This window comes from Enterobacter sp. Sphag1F, from assembly GCF_014193275.1.
GTDB lineage: Bacteria > Pseudomonadota > Gammaproteobacteria > Enterobacterales > Enterobacteriaceae > Pantoea > Pantoea symbiotica.
Window position 1 is genome coordinate 145,773 of record NZ_JACHZD010000008.1, and the last position, 17,680, is coordinate 163,452.

14 protein-coding genes are annotated in these 17,680 nt (G+C 54.4%); 7 read left to right on the top strand and 7 right to left on the bottom strand.

Features of this window, described 5'->3' with window-relative positions; genetic code table 11:
* Positions 1-85 precede the first annotated feature (85 nt).
* Positions 86-8,683 carry a glucoamylase family protein gene (locus FHW71_RS21705; protein WP_179453029.1) on the bottom strand — a complete coding sequence of 2,866 codons (8,598 nt, stop codon included), beginning with the start codon at positions 8,681-8,683 and terminating at the stop codon, positions 86-88.
* A 270-nt stretch (positions 8,684-8,953) separates the two neighbouring features.
* On the opposite strand from FHW71_RS21705, the gene FHW71_RS23950 reads away from it, so the two are divergent.
* Positions 8,954-9,115, top strand: coding sequence for a YnfU family zinc-binding protein (locus tag FHW71_RS23950; protein WP_218889497.1), 162 nt, complete (start codon positions 8,954-8,956; stop codon positions 9,113-9,115).
* Positions 9,116-9,119: 4 nt separating this feature from the next.
* Positions 9,120-9,365, top strand: coding sequence for a hypothetical protein (locus FHW71_RS21710; RefSeq protein ID WP_008102024.1), 246 nt, complete (start codon positions 9,120-9,122; stop codon positions 9,363-9,365).
* 16 nt (positions 9,366-9,381) lie between these two features.
* On the opposite strand, the gene FHW71_RS21715 is transcribed toward FHW71_RS21710, so the two are convergent.
* Positions 9,382-9,654 carry a hypothetical protein gene (locus FHW71_RS21715; protein WP_154182848.1) on the bottom strand — a complete coding sequence of 91 codons (273 nt, stop codon included), beginning with the start codon at positions 9,652-9,654 and terminating at the stop codon, positions 9,382-9,384.
* Positions 9,655-9,849: 195 nt separating this feature from the next.
* Between FHW71_RS21715 and FHW71_RS21720 the strand changes: the two genes are divergently transcribed.
* Together FHW71_RS21720 and clcA are read left to right on the top strand one after the other, a co-directional pair.
* A complete protein-coding gene (locus FHW71_RS21720) occupies positions 9,850-10,326 on the top strand; it encodes a ferritin-like domain-containing protein (RefSeq protein WP_154157075.1) in 477 nt (158 codons plus the stop codon).
* A gap of 152 nt (positions 10,327-10,478) precedes the next feature.
* On the top strand, positions 10,479-11,867 hold the full coding sequence (gene clcA / locus FHW71_RS21725) for a H(+)/Cl(-) exchange transporter ClcA (protein ID WP_179453030.1): 1,389 nt from the start codon (positions 10,479-10,481) through the stop codon (positions 11,865-11,867).
* A gap of 194 nt (positions 11,868-12,061) precedes the next feature.
* Here clcA and ampR read toward each other — a convergent pair whose 3' ends face one another.
* Entirely contained in the window at positions 12,062-12,934 is an 873-nt protein-coding gene (ampR, locus tag FHW71_RS21730; RefSeq protein ID WP_179453031.1) for a LysR family transcriptional regulator AmpR, read from the bottom strand.
* Between the two features lie 116 nt (positions 12,935-13,050).
* Here ampR and blaPSZ point away from each other — a divergent pair, with 116 nt between their 5' ends.
* Both blaPSZ and FHW71_RS21740 read left to right on the top strand, forming a co-directional pair.
* A complete protein-coding gene (gene blaPSZ, locus FHW71_RS21735; RefSeq protein ID WP_179453066.1) occupies positions 13,051-14,184 on the top strand; it encodes a PSZ family class C beta-lactamase in 1,134 nt (377 codons plus the stop codon).
* Between the two features lie 71 nt (positions 14,185-14,255).
* Positions 14,256-14,396: a hypothetical protein gene (locus tag FHW71_RS21740; protein WP_179453032.1), complete on the top strand. Its 141-nt coding sequence runs from the start codon at positions 14,256-14,258 to the stop codon at positions 14,394-14,396.
* Here the strand turns inward: FHW71_RS21740 and FHW71_RS21745 are convergent.
* Genes FHW71_RS21745 through FHW71_RS21755 form a run of 4 tightly spaced genes read right to left on the bottom strand, consistent with a single transcriptional unit; the run spans position 14,383 to position 17,040 of the window.
* Complete coding sequence (locus FHW71_RS21745) at positions 14,383-15,495, bottom strand: MFS transporter (protein ID WP_179453033.1); 1,113 nt, start codon at positions 15,493-15,495, stop codon at positions 14,383-14,385. The two genes, FHW71_RS21740 and FHW71_RS21745, sit on opposite strands and share 14 nt — an antisense overlap.
* Positions 15,492-15,677 carry a hypothetical protein gene (locus tag FHW71_RS24180; RefSeq protein WP_353621010.1) on the bottom strand — a complete coding sequence of 62 codons (186 nt, stop codon included), beginning with the start codon at positions 15,675-15,677 and terminating at the stop codon, positions 15,492-15,494. Before FHW71_RS24180 ends, FHW71_RS21745 begins: the two co-directional genes overlap by 4 nt.
* Before the next feature lie 24 nt (positions 15,678-15,701).
* A complete protein-coding gene (locus tag FHW71_RS24185) occupies positions 15,702-16,034 on the bottom strand; it encodes a helix-turn-helix domain-containing protein (RefSeq protein ID WP_353621011.1) in 333 nt (110 codons plus the stop codon).
* A 58-nt stretch (positions 16,035-16,092) separates the two neighbouring features.
* The gene (locus tag FHW71_RS21755) at positions 16,093-17,040 is read right to left on the bottom strand and encodes a MurR/RpiR family transcriptional regulator (RefSeq protein ID WP_179453034.1); all 948 of its coding nucleotides are present in this window, start codon (positions 17,038-17,040) and stop codon (positions 16,093-16,095) included.
* Between the two features lie 288 nt (positions 17,041-17,328).
* Here FHW71_RS21755 and FHW71_RS21760 point away from each other — a divergent pair, with 288 nt between their 5' ends.
* Entirely contained in the window at positions 17,329-17,637 is a 309-nt protein-coding gene (locus tag FHW71_RS21760; RefSeq protein ID WP_179453067.1) for a PTS sugar transporter subunit IIB, read from the top strand.
* Positions 17,638-17,680: the final 43 nt, after the last annotated feature.

Consider the following 17,680-nt stretch of genomic DNA (forward strand, 5'->3'; position numbering starts at 1 on the left):
AGAATTACCCTAGAATAGCCGCTGGCAGGGCGCTGCGATATTTTCCACTGCTGGCTATGGTGAAAACTAATGACCGCAGTGATTGCTACTCAGCGAGATGAATTCGTACCTGATGAATCCCAGCTTCACCGCTGAGCGTAATGGCATCATCGGCACTTAGCTCATCATCTAGCCACAGCTGATAAGCGCCTGGCGTACGCAGCATCTCAATCTCATAGCGCGCGTCACCTTCATGATAAATCACCTTCGCGCCCGGCCACGCCTTAGGCAGACGTGGACGCAGCCGCAACTTATCGCCGTGGCGCGTGATGCCGAGCAGGCTTTCGATGATCAGCTGATACGTCCAGCCCGCCGAACCGGTGTACCACGTCCAGCCGCCGCGACCTTGGTGGTTGTCGGCGCTGTAGACATCCGCCGCCATCACGTAAGGTTCGACTTTGTAGGTTGCAACAGCATGCGCATCAAGGCTGTGATTGATCGGATTGATCAGCGCCAGCAATTCCCATGCGCGATCGACCTGGCCCATTTCCGCGAACGCCATAATCGCCCACAGCGCGCCGTGCGTGTATTGCCCGCCGTTTTCGCGAATGCCGGGCAGATAACCACGAATGTATCCCGGATTGGGACCGACGCCATTAAACGGCGGCGTCAGCAGCTTAATCAGGCCGTTATCGCTATCAACTAACTGCTGATCGAGCGCCTGCATCGCGGAGATGCATCTATCGTGATCGCCTGCAGCGGAAAGCACCGACCAGCTTTGTGCGATAGCATCAATGCGGCATTCGGCGTTGCGCTGTGAACCCAGGGTTTCGCCGTTATCGAAGTAGCCGCGCAGGAACCATTCACCATCCCAGGCGCGCTGATTCAGTGCCGTTTTCAGCTTTGCAGCCTGCTGTTCGCACAACGTAGCGGCTTCCGCTTGCCCGATACGTGTCGAGAGCGTGGCAAAGCGTGTGAGCACGCTGTAGAGGAAAAAGCCCAGCCAGACGCTCTCGCCTTTGCCAGCAATCCCGACTTCACTCATGCCGTCGTTCCAGTCGCCAGAACCCATCAGCGGCAAACCATGCTCGCCAAATCTCAGACCATGCTGGATGGCGCGCAAGCCATGCTGCCACAGGTTTTCCTGCAGCTGACTGACGTTAGGTAGGCTATAAACCGACTCTTCTTCGGCCGCGAGCAGCGGCGCTTCAATATAGGCAATCGGCTGTTCTAACAGTGCAAGATCCTCAGTGGCGGTGATGTAGTGGCAAAGTGCAAAGGGCAGCCAGAGATAATCATCCGAGCAGCGGGTGCGCACGCCGCGTCCGGCTGGCGGATGCCACCAATGCTGTACATCGCCCTCGAGGAACTGGCGGGACGCGCATAGCACCAGCTGATCGCGCAACAAGTGCGGCGCGGCGTGGGTCAGCGATAGCGTGTCCTGCAACTGATCGCGGAAGCCAAACGCGCCGCCCGATTGATAATAACCGCTGCGTGCCAGCAAACGGCTGGCCAGTGTTTGGTACAGCAGCCAGTTATTCGCCAGCAGGTTCACCGCTGCATCGGGCGTTTGCACCTCGACTTTGTTTAACAGACCGCGCCATTGCTGCTGCACTTTTGCCAGCTCTGCTTCCGCCTGTTCGCTGGGAAGAAATTGCTGCATTAGCGTCAGCGCCGATGTTGTATCTTCCGCCGCGCCTAACACAAACACCAAGGTGCGCGTGTCGCCATCAATTAAGCTGGTCAGCGTTTGCAAGGTGGCGCAGGGATCGAGCCCCGCGCCGGTGTTGCCCGATAAGCCACGCGCTTGCATCATCGCGGGCTTACGCGTTGAACCATTGCGGCCCAGACACTCAAGGCGATTACCGCTGAAAGCAATCTGATTGCCTGATGCGGCGAAGAATGCGGTGCGCGTCGATCCGGCGCTGGTATACGGATTCATCGCCAGAATGGCGCTGCCATCGGCCACTATCGCCGATGAGGTTTGCACGTGACGAGCAGATTGGCTCATCAGCTCACCCAGCACCCATTCGACGTAGCCGGTGATCGACAGATGTCGCGTTTTGCCCGACAGATTGCTCAGTTGGATCAGCGTGATTTTTGCTGCCTGTTCGCTCGAGACGAAGGTGGTGAGCGTGCTGCGGATGCCTTGCTCCTGATGCACAAAGCGGCTGTAGCCCATGCCGTGCTGCGTTAGATAATCACCGTTGCCACGCATCGGCAGCGGCATCGGCGACCAGACATCGCCGCTCTCCTCATCGCGCAGATAAAAGGCTTCGCCCGACGTATCGCTAACCGGATCGTTGTGCCACGGCGTCAGGCGGTATTCGTGCGCATTTTCATACCATGTGTAGGCCTGACCACTTTCCGATATCACGCTGCCAAACTGTTTATTCGCCAGCACGTTGCACCAGGGCGCGGGCGTCTGAAGATGTGGGGACAGCAGAATATGATATTCACTGCCATCGACGCTGTAGCCGCCGGTGCCATTGAACAGCTGTAAGGTGTCCGCTGCGGCGAGGCGAGCGGGCGCAGGAAAAGCCTGTTTATGCGGCAGGAAGCGGGAAGGTGGCGCAACCGGCTGCGGTTTTAACAGCACCGTCAGCTGATCGGCCAAACTGCCATTGCGTCCTTCCAGCACCACGGCTGCCACGCTGAGTAACAGCGTGACGTCCTCGGCGGCAAAGTGATCGCTTTGACGCAGGAAGATGCCGCCCGGTTTGTCGGCCAGCAACTGCACCTCGCCGGATGAAATCATCTTGATCAGCTGATTCTGCAACAGCTGCTGATAGCCGCCTTGCTCGCCGTTAAGGATCACCAAATCCGCCGTTAATCCTTTCTGGCGCCAGTATTGATGCGCCTTAATCAGATTGCTCACCAGGCTAAGCTGCGTACCGTTTTCGATGCGCACCAGCACGATAGGCAGATCGCCCGAAATGGAGTAGCGCCATAGCGAGGTTTGCCCCAGACGATTCTGCTGCATACGCTGGCTGTCGCCGCGCATTTCAGGGCTGGCAAAGATCACCGCGCTGGCGAGTTGGTTATACAAACTGGCATCTTCGGCAAGGATATTCAGCTGTCGCAGCGCCACCTGACTGTGCGAAGCCGCCATTTCAAATACCCGATTGGCATAGACATTGTTGCGATACTTCTCAATCAACCCAAGGCAGGCGTCACGCTGCGTAGTGACGCCGTACACCAGATCGAGGGTGATGGATTTACCCGGTTTGAGCGCGATTTTTTGCCGAATCGACATCACTGGATCGAGCACCGCACCGGCGCTACCGCTGAGTACGCCTTCCGCTGAAATAGCCTGCGGATTGGCGGTGGTTCTGCCACGACCAATAAACTGTGCGCGGTCGGTTTCATAGTGCGTATCGCGCTCGCTGGTGCCGTGAATCAGTAAAGCGTGGAACATCCATACCGGCTCGGTTTTTTCATCACACGGGCGGCGATGCGCCAGAATGGCTTCCAGCTCGGTAATAATCTCGGTTTGCACAAACAGATTACTGAACGCCGGATGCGCCATATCGCTGGCGGCGGAGGCGAGCACCACTTCGGCATAGCTGGTGATATCAATCTCACGCAGCTGGCGTGAATGGTTGGTGAGGACGATGCGGCGAATCTCCACATCATCTTCTGGCGACACCACCACCTGCGTATGGGTGCTGAGGGTTTCAGCGCGCGACTCAAACTCCGCGCCAGCATCGGTGAAGCGCGCAATGTGTTGCGGTCGCGCATCGCCGCTCGGCTGGAACGTCGGGCTGATTAGCTCGCCGGATTGGCGATCGCGAATATAGCAGAAGATGCCATGTTGATTGCTGGTGCCATCGGCGCGCCAGCGGGTTAACGCCAATCCTTTCCACTGGCTGTAACCGGTGCCGGATTGCGTCACCATCACATGATAATTGGCGTTCGACAGCAGCTGCAGCTGCGGCAAGTGCGCAGCCGAACCGCTAAATTCGCGCAGTTCAGGCGTGTCCGAACGCGGCTTGATCTCGCTGGTGTCAACAAACTGACGACGCGGCGTATAGAGCTCAATGTCATCCGGCACGCGCTCCTGCAGCAGTAAATAAGAAGACTGAAAGCGCGCGCTGGACATAAACCGCGCCACCATCGGCGCTTCATGCAGCAGATGCGAGATCGCCAGAAAACCCATTCCCTGGTGATGCGCCATGTAGGTTTTTACCGCGACAAATTGCTGACCGCGCGCCAGCCGATGTGCGGTGAAATCAAGCGCTTCGTAGAAACCGTATTTGCCGCAGGCACCCATTTTTTTTAGCCGCATCAGGTTGTCGCTGGCCTGATGCGGCAGCACCATTAACGCTAACAGCGAGGCGTAGGGCGCCACCACATGGTCATTGTTGAGGCCACGTTTTAGCCCCAACTCGGGGGTACCAAAGGCTTTGTATTGATAGTTCTGGTTGTCATCAAAAGCGGCATAGGCTGATTCGGAAACGCCCCACGGAATCTGTGCGGCGTCGCCAGAGGCGATCTGCTGTTTCACCGCCGAGAGCGCCATTTTCTCCAGCAGCGTATCCGGGTAAACCGGCATCACCAGATGCGGCATCAGATACTCAAACATTGAGCCGCTCCACGACATCACCGCAGGTTTGTTATCCAGCTGGGTAAACAAGCGGCCCAGTACGAACCAACTTTTTACCGGCAGCTGATTGGCGGAGATGGCGTAATAGTGCGTCAGGCGCACTTCGGAGGGGAAGAGATCGTAATGTCCTTTGTCGAGCAGCCCGCTATCGAGATTGTAACCGACGCTGAGCAGCGCGTTTTTTTCGACATAGAGAAAACGGAAGTCCATTTTAGCGTGATCTTCCAGACGTCCTTCCAGCTCCAGCAAGGTCGCCATGCGTTCTCGCGCGGCCCACATTACGGAAGCGGCGAGCTGGGCATTAAGGCCGGGGCGATGAAGCTTTAATTCACTCAGCCACAGTAACGAGGGCAAAGCGTCAGGCAGCACATCATCCGGCCCGATCCAGCTGAAATAGCGCATCCACTCTTGCTGGAAATCACTGAGCTGATGGATGAAGCGTTCAAACCATTTCACCTGCGACGGCGGCAGCTTGAGCTGTGCCAGCAGAATCTCACTCAGCGCGATCAAAGATGAAAGATGATTGGCAATCGCGGCGGGTGCGACTTGTTGCAGCGCAACAAACTGCTCGGCTAGCTCATCCCAGCGATCGTGACGCTCTGTGCCCATTTGCGCTTTGGCCAGCATCAAGGTGTCATTCAGACCAGCCATGATCACCGGTAAAGCAATTACTGGCAGATGCTTCCACTGCGCAAGGCCCGCTTGCAAAGTGGCGAGGTGCGCAGCGAGGTTGCCGCTATCGACAGTAGAAACGTAGCGTGGATTTAACGGTTTTAGCGTGTAAGTGTCGTACCAGTTATAGAGATGACCACGAAAATGCTCCATGCGATCGAGGCTATCCAGCGTGGCGAGCGAACGGCTAATTACCTGCTTCTGCGTGATGTAGCCGAAATCCCACGCGGTTAAATTAGCCAGCAGCGACAGGCCGATATTGGTCGGCGAAGTGCGGTGCGCCACCACCGGCTGCAACACTTCCTGGAAGTTATCCGGTGGCAAGTGGTTATGTTCGGCGATGACGAAATCTTCAAACCATGCCCAGGTATGGCGCGCGGTTTGGCGCAAAAACTGCTGCTGCTCGGCGGAGAGTTTTTTCTGCCGCGATTGCGCCGGTTTACTCAACTGCCATAACAGCCACGGCGTAAACAGCCACAGCAAGGAAAGCGGCAGCGCTAACGCGATCAGTTGTGGATTAATCAGCGCGGTTAAAAGTGACAGTGCAACGCCTGCCGCCGGATTAAACCACATCGCCTGATAAAAATGGCGCAGTGACGGCGTGGGCGATGAACTGCCCGCCGACGCGCTTTTCCATTCATGGAGAAACTGCCCGCTAACGTTCAATCGCCACAGCGTGACGATGATCGCTTTCAGCGACCAGTAGCTTTCATGTGGCAATGCCGCCAGCGTCAGTCCTGCGCGGCTCAGGCGCATTAACGCGTCTGAGGACAAGATAGAGAGATGATGTTGCCAGGCGCGCTTCTTGCTTTTGCGCATGCCTTCCATGCTCAGCGCAAAAGCGCTTGGCAGCAGCAGGAACAGCGCAATACAGCCGAGCCAAAACGGCGGATTCGCTACCCAAGTGAAGGCCAGAAACATCAGCAGTAGCAAGGCAGGAGCCACCAGACTGCGACGCAGATTATCGAACAATTTCCAGCGCGAAAGCGCGCTCAGCGGATTGGCCTGATAGCCGCCATCCTCGAGACGTACGCGCAGTTTTAACCAGTTCAGCAGCTGCCAGTCACCGCGCACCCAGCGGAAACGCCGCGCAACATCGCTGAGATAGTTGTCGGGATAGTGTTCATACAGCACCACATTGCTGACCACGCCGGAACGTGCGTAACAGCCTTCCAGCAGATCGTGACTCAGCACCAGATTTTCCGGGCAGGTGTTGCGCGTGGCGCGAGTGAAGGCCGCCACATCGTAAATGCCTTTGCCGACAAACGAACCTTCACCAAACAGATCCTGATAGATATCGGAAGACATCGATGAATAGGCGTCGTTGCCCGGTACGCTGCTGGAAAGCCGCGCGTAGCGACCTTGCCCAAAGGGCGGGATCTCTTCCGCCAGACGCGGCTGCAGAATGGCATAACCTTCCACCACGCGGTTCAGGCGATCGTCAAACACCGGCGCATTGAGTGGGTGCGCCATGATGCCAATCAGCTTGTGAGCGGTTTCGCGCGGCAGAATGGTGTCGGCATCAAGGGTGATGACGTATTTCACCGTGCGCATCTGCGCCTGGCTGGCCCCGACGATAACGTTAAACATCTCCGCTTCGCCTTGCAGCCAGCGATTGAGCGCATGCAGTTTGCCGCGCTTGCGTTCATAACCCATCCAAACGCCCTGCGAAGGATTATGAACCCGGTTGCGATGCAGCAGCGAAAACAGCACGTCGTGGTGCGATTTGCTGCTGTAACGGCGGTTAAGCGCCTGAATTTTTAGCACCGCATATCCGATGATTTCATCATCATCAACCTGATGTTCGTCCACGCTGTCGGTGAAGTCGGCCAGCAGCGCAAAGGTGATGTTGTCGAGCGCATTGCCGAGATAGCTGGTTTCCAGCGAGCGCAGCAGCGTATCGGTGCCGTGTTTGCTGCTGATCAAGCAAGGGATCACCACCAAGGTGCGATCGCCATCCGGCACCGCCAGCTCGTAATCGAGTCGCGGAAGGGGAACCGGATGGCGAGTGCGAGTTGTCACTTCGCTGAGCAGCTGTAAGGCAAGCTGGCTGCTGATGAGGATCACCGCCGGTACCAGCAACAGCCACAGCACCACCGACATACCGGCCTGATGGGTGAAAAACAGCGCTTCGGCGCTGAAGGCGGTGGTCAATAAGGTGAGGCTGCCAAGCCAGGAGAGCAGCGGCGTTTGGCTGAGATGATGACGCGCCTGATTGAGCCAGGAACGGCGCGGCTTTAACTGTTGCTCAAGCTGCGCGCGTCCTTTATCCAGCAGAAAGTAGCCGATATGCTGCTGGCGCGGCGGTAATTCGGGCTGACGACTCAGCGCCAGCACCTGATTAGCCACGCTAAGCTCGTCGAATTCGCTCTGACGCGCCAGCTCTTCCACCACGTGTCGGTACTGATCGCGGCTGTCAAAATGCATCTGCGGATAGATGCCAGCCGGATCCTGCACCAGCAACTGCTCAACCAGACTGAGTGATTCGACTAAATCCTGCCAGTTGATTTCGCCAAGCTGACGCAATCCGGCAATGCTGTTGCTGACCGAAAGCTGGCTCAATGCCAGCTGACGGTTAAATTGTTCAATCACATCCGCAGTATTGCGCCCGGTATTCAGCAGATGTTGCTCCACCCACGTCAGCGCCAGCGAGTGATTCTGACCATTCAGCTTGCGCGCCAGCTCGGCGACGAACGCGCCAGAAAGCTGGTCATTTTTGTGAGCCATCTCGGCAATTACCTGAATCACCCGCGTGGCGTCTTTAGCGGAGTGATGAACGATCTCATTAATCCACGCTTCGGCCTGGCTGCGCTCCTGATGGATCTCGGCAACGCCTTGCGCAATGCGCGCGAGGTTATCGAGCAGCGCAAAACGCAGCATGGCGGGAAGCGCCCACAGTTCTCCCATCAGCAGCGGCGTAATCCTCTGATAAGCATGAATAAAAGTCGCCAGCACCGTCGATTCTAAGCGGCCGTCGCTGTGACTGATCATCTCATCAGCAATCGCCTGTATACGTAAAGCGTGGGCGGGCTCTTCAAGCGCGGGTAAACCTTGACCAAATTTGGTGGGCAACAGATGGCGTACCATGCGAATTTGCTCTTCGATGATATAAAAATTATCTAAAAGCCACTCGCCAGCCGGTGTCAAATTACGCTTATCACCGGTACTTAATATTTCCGCACTTTTTATCAGCGCCTGTTGGTTTTCAGTCAGCCGCTGCAATAATTTATAACTTTTTTTGGCGTCAGAAAGATGATGCGTCTTTGCCAGTCGCTCGCCATATATTGCCATTTGCTGTTCGGAAAAAACGTCTGGCCGGTTCGCCTGATAGATGCCGCTGTCAGGCAATAATTCAAGACTAGTGCGTGCCGTTGCTGGAAGCGCACTACTGCCGATGATTGATCCGGTGGGAATTTTATTTTTCATAATGGCGTCGCTAAAAATCCAATGGATTATAAAAGTCAGCACTATCAACAGGAAGATTGACGGTATAAGAGAGGGCGAGGGAAATATCTATCTTTTATGAGTATAGCCTTAAAGTGATTTAACGTTTGGCTTTATAAGATAAAAGTTAATTTAAAATATTTAACTGAGCATAATGATGGGGTTGAAGATCAGTAACAATGTTGTCAAGTGTTAGATGCAGTGAAAAAAATAGGGTGTGTTAGAATGAGTTAACTGAAAAAGGAAAAAATCATGAGCTGGTTAAATCAATTTTTAGAAGGCTTATCTCGCCGGGAAATAAAAATTCAGTGTCCAGTGTGTAAAAAATTCTGCCCGCAATCATCCTTAAAACAAGCGCGCGGACAGGCTATGTTGTGCCCGCACTGTAAATCACTGTTTATTGCTGAGGTATAGACGCATGCGCCATATTCTTGAATGGATTGATCTAAATGAACAAGCGCCGGGCTACAAGCAGGAGTGCATTGTGCAATTTGATAATGGCGAGGTGCAGGGCGGCTGGCTTTACGGCGGGCAATCGCGCAGCGGTGAGCATATTTTCCTTGAGTCACACGCAGAATATGAGACCAGCATGGGGGTTAATTTCTGGATGTCATTGCCACCCGCGCAACCGAACCAGCTTGCCACTGTTCACTCTATAATATGAAAACAGCAATATAATATTATCGCTCATATTCGATAAATGACCGCTGCGCTTCAGCCCGATCGACAAACTGAAATCCCAGTGGATGTATTAATTTTTCATCACAATACCAGCGGTCATTTATTCGTTTAAAAACGTCACCCTGATGAAATGGTTGATCTTTATCCAGGCGCATAACGGCATATTTGCCGTTATTGAAGATGACTTCGTAAAGAGAAATTAAACCGAGCGGGAGTAAAGCACGTTCGTGAATAATTTCACCGCTGAGTTCGGGTTGTCTTGGCTTTTTCATGATTATGTCTCCGCTTGACCTCCTTTAATTCTGGCAATGAATTAAACAATGCGTGGTGTTTATTTTTAAGGCTTCGCTTGTTAATTGTGTAATGTCCGCCAGAATTAAGTCAGTCTTATGTGTCGGCGCAATCTATTATTCCTTCTCGCCCACGTTTTACCTACCTGACATCCTACTTTATCAAAAGGCAATATTATGACGATTAAAACACTGCACGATCTGTTTGTGCATGATCTCTCGGATATTTACAGCGCAGAAAAGCAGATCACTAAAGCGTTACCAAAAATGATTCGTGCAGCCACCGATCCTAATCTGGTTGCGGCCTTTAAACAGCACCTGGAAGAGACGCGCGGACAAATTGAACGTATCGATCAACTGGTTGAGCTCACTGAAGGTGTGCAGATCAAAAGGATGAAATGTCATGCGCTGGAAGGTTTGGCTGAAGAAGCGCAGGAGATCATCGATGAAGTGGAGAAAGGGCCGGTTTGCGATGCCGGATTGATCGGTGCTGCGCAGAAGGTTGAACATTATGAGATCGCCACCTACGGTACTTTGCGCGCGTTAGCCCTGAAACTGGATTATCAGGAAGCCGCGAAGTTATTGGGTGAAACGCTGGAAGAAGAAAAAGCCACCGACGAAAAACTGACGCTGATTGCTGAAGAGCAGGATTAATTCCCTGTGGAGGAGGCTAATGCAGCCAGCCTCTTCCAAACTGAAAAATCCGCTTGCGAATTCCTGGGTTAAAAATCACTTCATTCTCAGTATGCTAATGCCTCTTTTCTCAAACTTACGTTTGAACACTGTTACGAAAACAGAGGATTTGCATGCCTGCCAACGGTCACTCCGCAGAGCCCAACACGACATTACGTGCTGGGCGCTTCTTATTGATGCAGAAACTACTACGCCGCGACAAAACGCCCGTCGCGCTGTTGCTGCTGGCCGCGCTGGTCGGTGTGTTAACCGGCCTGGTTGGCGTGGCCTTTGATAAAGCCGTCAATTTTGTGGTGCATACGCGCTTAAGCTGGCTCGATGATGCGGGTGACAATCTGCTGGTGAAAATCGCCGGCGCGTTTCTGCTCTCGGCGCTATTAGGCGCTCTAGGCTACTTGCTGGTGCGACGCTTCGCGCCGGAAGCGGGCGGATCGGGTATTCCCGAAATTGAAGGCGCGCTGGAGGAACTCCGTCCGGTGCGCTGGTGGCGAGTGCTGCCGGTGAAATTTATCGGCGGCATGGGCGCGTTAGGATCAGGTATGGTGCTGGGGCGCGAAGGGCCGACCGTGCAGCTGGGCGGCAATATCGGCGGCATGTGTGTTGATCTGTTCCGCGTAAAATCTTCTGAGTCTCGCCACACGTTGCTGGCAACCGGCGCTGCCGCGGGTTTGTCAGCCGCCTTCAACGCGCCGCTGGCGGGCATCCTGTTTATTATCGAAGAGATGCGTCCGCAGTTTCGCTACAGCCTGATTTCCATCAAAGCGGTGTTTGTTGGCGTCATCGTTTCCAGCATTGTTTTCCGCGTGTGTAATGGCAATGCAGCGATCATTAATATTGGTCTGCTGCAGGATGCGCCAACCAATACGCTGTGGCTTTATTTAGTGTTGGGCGTGTTATTTGGTGGCTGCGGCGTGGCGTTTAACCGCTTCATTTTCCTCGCGCAGGATCAGTTTCAGCGTTTGCATAAAGGCCGCGTGACACCGTGGGTGATGTGGGGAAGTTTGCTGGCTGGGATGTGTGGCGTGATTGGTTTGTTTCTGCCACAAGCCATTAACGGCGGGATTGCCTTGATACCTGATTTCTCCAGCGGAGCTTACAGCGCGCTGGCGCTCTTTGCCATTTTCGTACTGCGCACGTTGATAACTATTTGCTGTTTTTCCTCCGGCGCGCCGGGCGGTATTTTTGCCCCGATGCTGACGTTGGGTACGCTGTTAGGTACCTGCTTCGGTCAACTTTGCATGCAGTGGTTGCCGGGTTTGCATCTGGAGCCGGCAACCTTTGCTGTAGCTGGTATGGGCGCGCTGTTTGCGGCCTCGGTGCGTGCGCCGCTGACCGGCATTGTGCTGGTGCTGGAGATGACCAACAATTATCAGCTAATTTTGCCGATGATCATTACCTGTCTCGGCGCGACGCTGGCCGCGCAATTCTTCGGCGGCAAACCGTTGTACTCCTCAATTCTTGCGCGCACGCTGGCGAAAGCGAAACAGATAAATGTGCAGTAGGTGAATTGGTCGCCATTCATGGCGTAATGCCGCTCAGTTAAGCATTAATTTGCATATGTATGCAGGTGCGCATGAATGCGCACCCTACGAAAAACGCGCCAGTTCTTAGTAGGGTCGCCATTTATGGTGACCGAAAGACGCTTAACTGACGAGCATTACGCCATAAATGGCGACCTTACGACGTTGGCTGTACATCAATGCATCGCATTCATTAACCAACCAGAAAACGCCATCATCGCGGCGCTTTCTGGCCGCGACTGCAAACGCGTTAACCAGTAGCCACCGAGATCAATTTCTGCGGCGAAAGGGCGCACCAGTTTCTCGCTTTGCAGCAGGTGATTGAAAATTTTCACCGGAGCCAGCGCAATCCCTGCGCCCAGCAATGCCGCTTCGATCATCGTTAGGGATGAGTCAAAAATCATCACCGGATGCGCAGGTGATGGCGCATGTTCATTAATGCTGTGCAGCCATTGGCTCCACTCATCACGGCGAAACGATCGCAACAGGGTGAATTTGTGCACGTCTGCAGGCTGCTGCAACTGCCGGGCAATGGCGGGATTACACAGCGGCGATAGCGGGGCCGAGCAAATAAACTGCGCCTCGGTGCCGTGCCAGGCGCCACTGCCAAAGCGAATGGTGTAATCGTGGCCCTCGGCGGCTGGATCAACGCGATTATTGTGGGTGGAGAGTTGCAGTTCTATGTGCGGAAAGCGGCGGTTAAAATCCTCTAAACGCGGCAACAGCAAACCGGTGGCAAAGCTTCCCACCACGCCGACCTTTAATTTCTCGCGCATTTGGCCCGATGAGAAGCGATCCAGCGTATCGGCAATACGATCGAATGAATCGTTTAATACCGGCAATAAGCTTTCGCCTTCGGTGGTCAACATCAATCCGCGCGATACCCGCACAAACAGCTGGCAGCCGAGCTGTTGCTCCAGCGATTTCACCTGCTGGCTCACGGCTGCATGGGTTACATGCAGCTCAATAGCAGCGTTAGTAAAACTTAGATGACGTGCGGCGGCTTCAAAGGCTCTGAGCGCGTTAAGTGGGATGTAAGGGCGAGTCATGCGGCGACCTGTAAGAATTTCTATTGTCTGACGCTAAAATTAACAGTTTGTTGCTGCCTGTCAAATTGGGCAAACTGCCCGCGGAACAACAACCCGGAAGGTTAATAACAGTGAAATTGATTTCTCAAACTTTGATAGCAACAGCACTGACATCGGTGTGCTCAATGACGTTCGCCGCGACGCCTGATGTGGACGCCATCGTTGATCAGGCCATCAAACCGCTGATGCAGCAGCAAACCATTCCCGGTATGGCTGTGGCGGTGGTGGTTAAAGGCCAGCCGCACTACTTCACCTGGGGTATGGCGGATGAAAAACAGCAGCGTCCGGTCACGCAAGATACGCTGTTTGAACTGGGTTCGGTGAGTAAAACCTTCACCGGCGTGTTGAGTGGCGTCGCGGTGAACAAAGGCGAGATCGCACTGAGCGATCGCGCAAGCAAATACTGGCCAGCGCTGAATACGCCGCAGTGGCGCAACATCACGCTGCTGCAATTGGCGACGTACACCGCCGGCGGCTTGCCGCTGCAGGTTCCCGATGTGGTGACCGATGAAAAGGCGCTAACGAACTTCTATCAACAGTGGCAACCGCAATGGGCACCGGGCAACACGCGTCAGTATGCAAACAGCAGCATAGGCTTGTTTGGCTGGCTGGCGGCTAAACCCAGCGGGCTGACATTTGAGCAGGCGATGCAGCAACGCGTGTTTACGCCATTGCAGCTTAAGCACACCTTTATCACCGTGCCCGATACTGCAAAAGACGCATACGCTTGGGGCTATCGCGAAGGCAAGCCGGTGCGCGTGTCGCCGGGTATGTTGGATGCCGAAGCCTATGGCGTGAAGTCGTCAATTAAAGATATGGCGCGCTGGATGCAGGCCAATATGGATCCGCAGCAGGTTAAAGACAAAACGCTGCAGCAGGCGCTGAATTTCGCGCAAACGCGTTTCTATCGTACCGACGCGTTATATCAAGGTTTGGGTTGGGAGATGCTCGATTGGCCCGCTCAGGCAGAGATGGCGGTGAAGGGCGCGGATAACAAGGTAGCACTCGGTCCGCAGCCGGTACGGGATGCAAAAGCACATCCGCGTGTAACAGCGTCGTGGGTGCATAAAACCGGCGCAACGGGCGGATTCGGTGCTTATGTTGCTTTCATCCCAGAGAAGCAGGTCGGCATTGTGATCCTGGCGAACAAAAATTATCCCAACACCGAGCGGGTTAAAGCGGCAATGCAAATCCTGAAAGCGTTGCAGTAAGCGTGTGGGGCGAACTTATCGCCCCATCCAGATCAACTACACTTTATGGGTGATAAACAAAGGAGCTGCAGATGACCCATCACCCTAAAGATAAACGTGACGTGAATGACGAAAAACATCCCGCTAAGGACAATCCCAGTGAACACGGTGAGATCCCGAGAACGCGAGATGACAGTGAAGATGACAAAAAAGATCCGTTTAACGACGAATAACCAACATCATCAGCAAGGGTAGCGCGGCAAACAGCATTAATGCGGTCGACGCGCTAGCCTGCGCATAGAGTTGTCCGAACAGCAGCGATCCAATGACCTGACCCGTAGCCAACATGAAGAACAGAATGCCTACGCCGATAGCCGGGGCATTTTTTGTTGCTGCTGCTCCCCACACCAGCAACACGCCCGAGAGCGTAACGTACGCGCCACCACCCAGTGCCACGGCGGGAAATAGCCAGATTGAATAGTGATGGCTGATCGCCAGAAGCAGTAAGGGAACGGCGAGGCAGCACTGCGACAGCCAATAAACCCACTTCATCCCTATCCATTTCGCCATCGGGCCTGTGAAGGCACCGATGATGCCTGCTGCGCCACCCATGAGCCACAGCAGGCTCACTATGCGATCGCTGACGTCAATGTGATGCAGCAAATCCGGACCGAAGCTCCACCAGGCTGCACTGGCGATGCCGCTGATCAACGCAATGATAATGAGTTTCTGCAGAGAACGCTGTCGCAGATGGCTTAACCAGGATTCATGCCCGCTGTTTTCACTTTGATGGGGCAGCTGGCGCCAAATCGGCATCAGGCAGATCAACGCCAGCATGGCGAAAACGCCACAGGCGACGCGCCAGCCGCCGGGCAGCCAGTACAAAATTGGCACAGACAGCATAATCCCCATGCTGGTCCCGGCATTAATCACGGTATTCATCTGCGGCTGCTGTTCAGCCTCAATGCGCTGGCTGACGGCGCTCGCTAACGCAGGCGAGGCGAGACCGGCGCTCATGCCGGCGATAAACAATCCCACGCCCAGCATCCACGCTGAAACCGCGATCGAGATAATCAGCAAACCCAATGCGGCACACAGCGCGGCAACGGCAGCAGGAAAACGCGGTCCCGCGCGGGCGGTCATCATCGGCGCGATCAGCACCGCCACGCAGTAAGCGGCAAAGCTGCAGGCTGACAGCACGCCGGAAACGCGCGGCGTGAACGGGATGTCGTGCATCACGTCCGGCATCATCAGGCCCCAGGCGAAACGCGCCATGCCGTAAGTGACGGCGATAAGAGAGAATCCGGTGATGCCGAGCGTCGTGCCCTTCATGACTTTTCACTGAGAGCGATAAGCTGCATAGCTGCATTTTTACCGATTTCGCACGCCTGCGACGCACCAATTATCAGCGCTGAAGTGAGAACACCTTCAAACAGCAGCCACACCGCATCCGCTAACGCCAGATGCTGCTTGCCGATCGCCTGCTTAATGGCGCGCGCAATGTAATCCCGCATCTTGTGACGGTAAGCCAGCGCCTGTTAGGCTAAAGCGGCATCTTCTCCGGCATATTCGCCCCACGCTTTAAGAAATAAGCATCCGTTATTGCCGTATTGCTGCATCCAGTCGGCCATCGCATCAAACATCTGGCTGACCGCTTGCGCATGTTCCGGCGGCGGTAATGCGGCAAAGAAACGATCCTGACGCGTCTCCAGCACCGCAGCCGTTAGCGCTTCACGTGAGGGAAAATAGCGGTACAGCGTGCGCGTCGAGACGTTCGCCTCGCTGCAAATGCGATCGGTGCTGATGGCATGAAAGCCGTTGAGATAGAACAGCCGCTCAGCGGCATTAATGATATCCAGTTTCTTTTTCATACTTAAAAAGTAAACCGATCGTTTTACTTTTGCAAATTTGAGGATGTTATAGATTTAATTAAGGAGTAGTTAATGCTGACTCCAACCGATCCAGCGCAAACAAAATGCCGTAATGCCGTGCGTTTTTTGCCTCTGGCAGCGGCAGCCAGATATCGGCCTGATTCGCCAGGTCTAACGTCTGCGCACAGAGCGCGATCACCGGCGTTTTTTGAATATGAGCATGATGTACTGCGCTGAGCACGTGGCTGTTAACTTTGTCAGGCGCGAGAATCAGCAACAGATCATCCGGCTGTAAACGGCTCAGCGTCATGCTCAGCAGGTTGTCATCCTGAATCCATGCGATGGGCAATCCAGCGCTTTGCAGACGCTGATGGACTTCCGCGACCAGCGGAGTTTGCAGCCCCGACGCGCCAATCAGCAGCACGCTTCTGGCATTGCGCAACATCTCTGCGGCACGTTGCCAGGTTGCGGTTTCCGCTTGCGCGTATTGCTGACTTAATGCCTGAGTAATCGTCTCAATGGGTGCAATCGAGTTGGCTGTTCGCACCTGTGGCGCACGCGCCAGCCGCATGCGCAAATCGCGGATATCTTCGCAACCCAGCGAACGGGCAAAGCGGGTGATGGTGGCGGCGCTGACTTCGGCACGTCCGGCAAGTTGTTCGATGGTGGCGGAGGCGGCAAAAGCGGTGTCGCTGAGAATCGCCTCGGCAACGCGTTTCTCCTGCTGGCTTAGTGAAGATTGCCGCTGGCGAATGACATCAATAAATTCTACGTCCCGCTGTTGACCGGCTTTACGCACCTGATGCAGAAAATCATCGAGATCCTGACAGCCAGCCGACGTGGCAAAGCGTCGCAGCACATCCGGACTCACGCCCGCCTGCGTGGCGAGACTTTCCATGGTGGCCTGCTCAGTCGCACCCAATTTAGCCAGAAAAAACCGCGCCAGCCTCGATTCCTGCGCATCCGCGCGCTCCGATTGCTGCCGTAATTGCCAGACAATATCCATCAACTCATCACATCCTCAGTAGCGAGCGTCCATCATGCATGAAATTATTTTTCATGTTGAGCTTTTTTTCATCTGATTATCAGGTTTTATCGGCTTTTGTTGGGATTATGACTGTTAAATTACGGTTAAGATCACACTCGTGAAAAAAATTTTCATGATGTATTTTGTTCTATCTGTATGATTTATATTAGTAAATTATCAAACCATCAGAAAATCCTCTGCCCGCAGCCACTTTACAGCTTCTCTGAGACAGGTCTTAAATGGCCGGGACAAATCACAGGAGAAGAAATTATGCGCATCGTACTTTGCTGTGCTGCAGGCATGTCAACCAGCATGCTGGTGAGCAAAATGCAGCACGCCGCTTTAGGTCGCGGCCTGGAGATCGACATCAAAGCCGTACCGGTGGCGGAATTCGAACGTATTCTGCCAGATGCCGATGTCGTTCTGCTTGGCCCGCAGGTGCAGTTCGAAGCTGCCCGTCTTACCGCGATTGCCGCGCCGCAGGGCAAATCTGTCGCCGTCATCGACATGATGGATTACGGCATGATGCGTGGCGAACAGGTGCTCGATAAAGCACTGGCGTTACACACCTCCTAACCGTCTGTTTTAACCCATCCGACTGACATTACACGGCTTTGTG

Coding starts and splice junctions, on each gene's coding strand:
- FHW71_RS21705 (WP_179453029.1), bottom strand. CDS start 8,683: ATGAAAAATAAAATTCCCACCGGATCAATCATCGGCAGTAGTGCGCTT.
- FHW71_RS23950 (WP_218889497.1), top strand. CDS start 8,954: ATGAGCTGGTTAAATCAATTTTTAGAAGGCTTATCTCGCCGGGAAATA.
- FHW71_RS21710 (WP_008102024.1), top strand. CDS start 9,120: ATGCGCCATATTCTTGAATGGATTGATCTAAATGAACAAGCGCCGGGC.
- FHW71_RS21715 (WP_154182848.1), bottom strand. CDS start 9,654: ATGAAAAAGCCAAGACAACCCGAACTCAGCGGTGAAATTATTCACGAA.
- FHW71_RS21720 (WP_154157075.1), top strand. CDS start 9,850: ATGACGATTAAAACACTGCACGATCTGTTTGTGCATGATCTCTCGGAT.
- clcA (WP_179453030.1), top strand. CDS start 10,479: ATGCCTGCCAACGGTCACTCCGCAGAGCCCAACACGACATTACGTGCT.
- ampR (WP_179453031.1), bottom strand. CDS start 12,934: ATGACTCGCCCTTACATCCCACTTAACGCGCTCAGAGCCTTTGAAGCC.
- FHW71_RS21740 (WP_179453032.1), top strand. CDS start 14,256: ATGACCCATCACCCTAAAGATAAACGTGACGTGAATGACGAAAAACAT.
- FHW71_RS21745 (WP_179453033.1), bottom strand. CDS start 15,495: ATGAAGGGCACGACGCTCGGCATCACCGGATTCTCTCTTATCGCCGTC.
- FHW71_RS24180 (WP_353621010.1), bottom strand. CDS start 15,677: ATGCGGGATTACATTGCGCGCGCCATTAAGCAGGCGATCGGCAAGCAG.
- FHW71_RS24185 (WP_353621011.1), bottom strand. CDS start 16,034: ATGAAAAAGAAACTGGATATCATTAATGCCGCTGAGCGGCTGTTCTAT.
- FHW71_RS21755 (WP_179453034.1), bottom strand. CDS start 17,040: ATGGATATTGTCTGGCAATTACGGCAGCAATCGGAGCGCGCGGATGCG.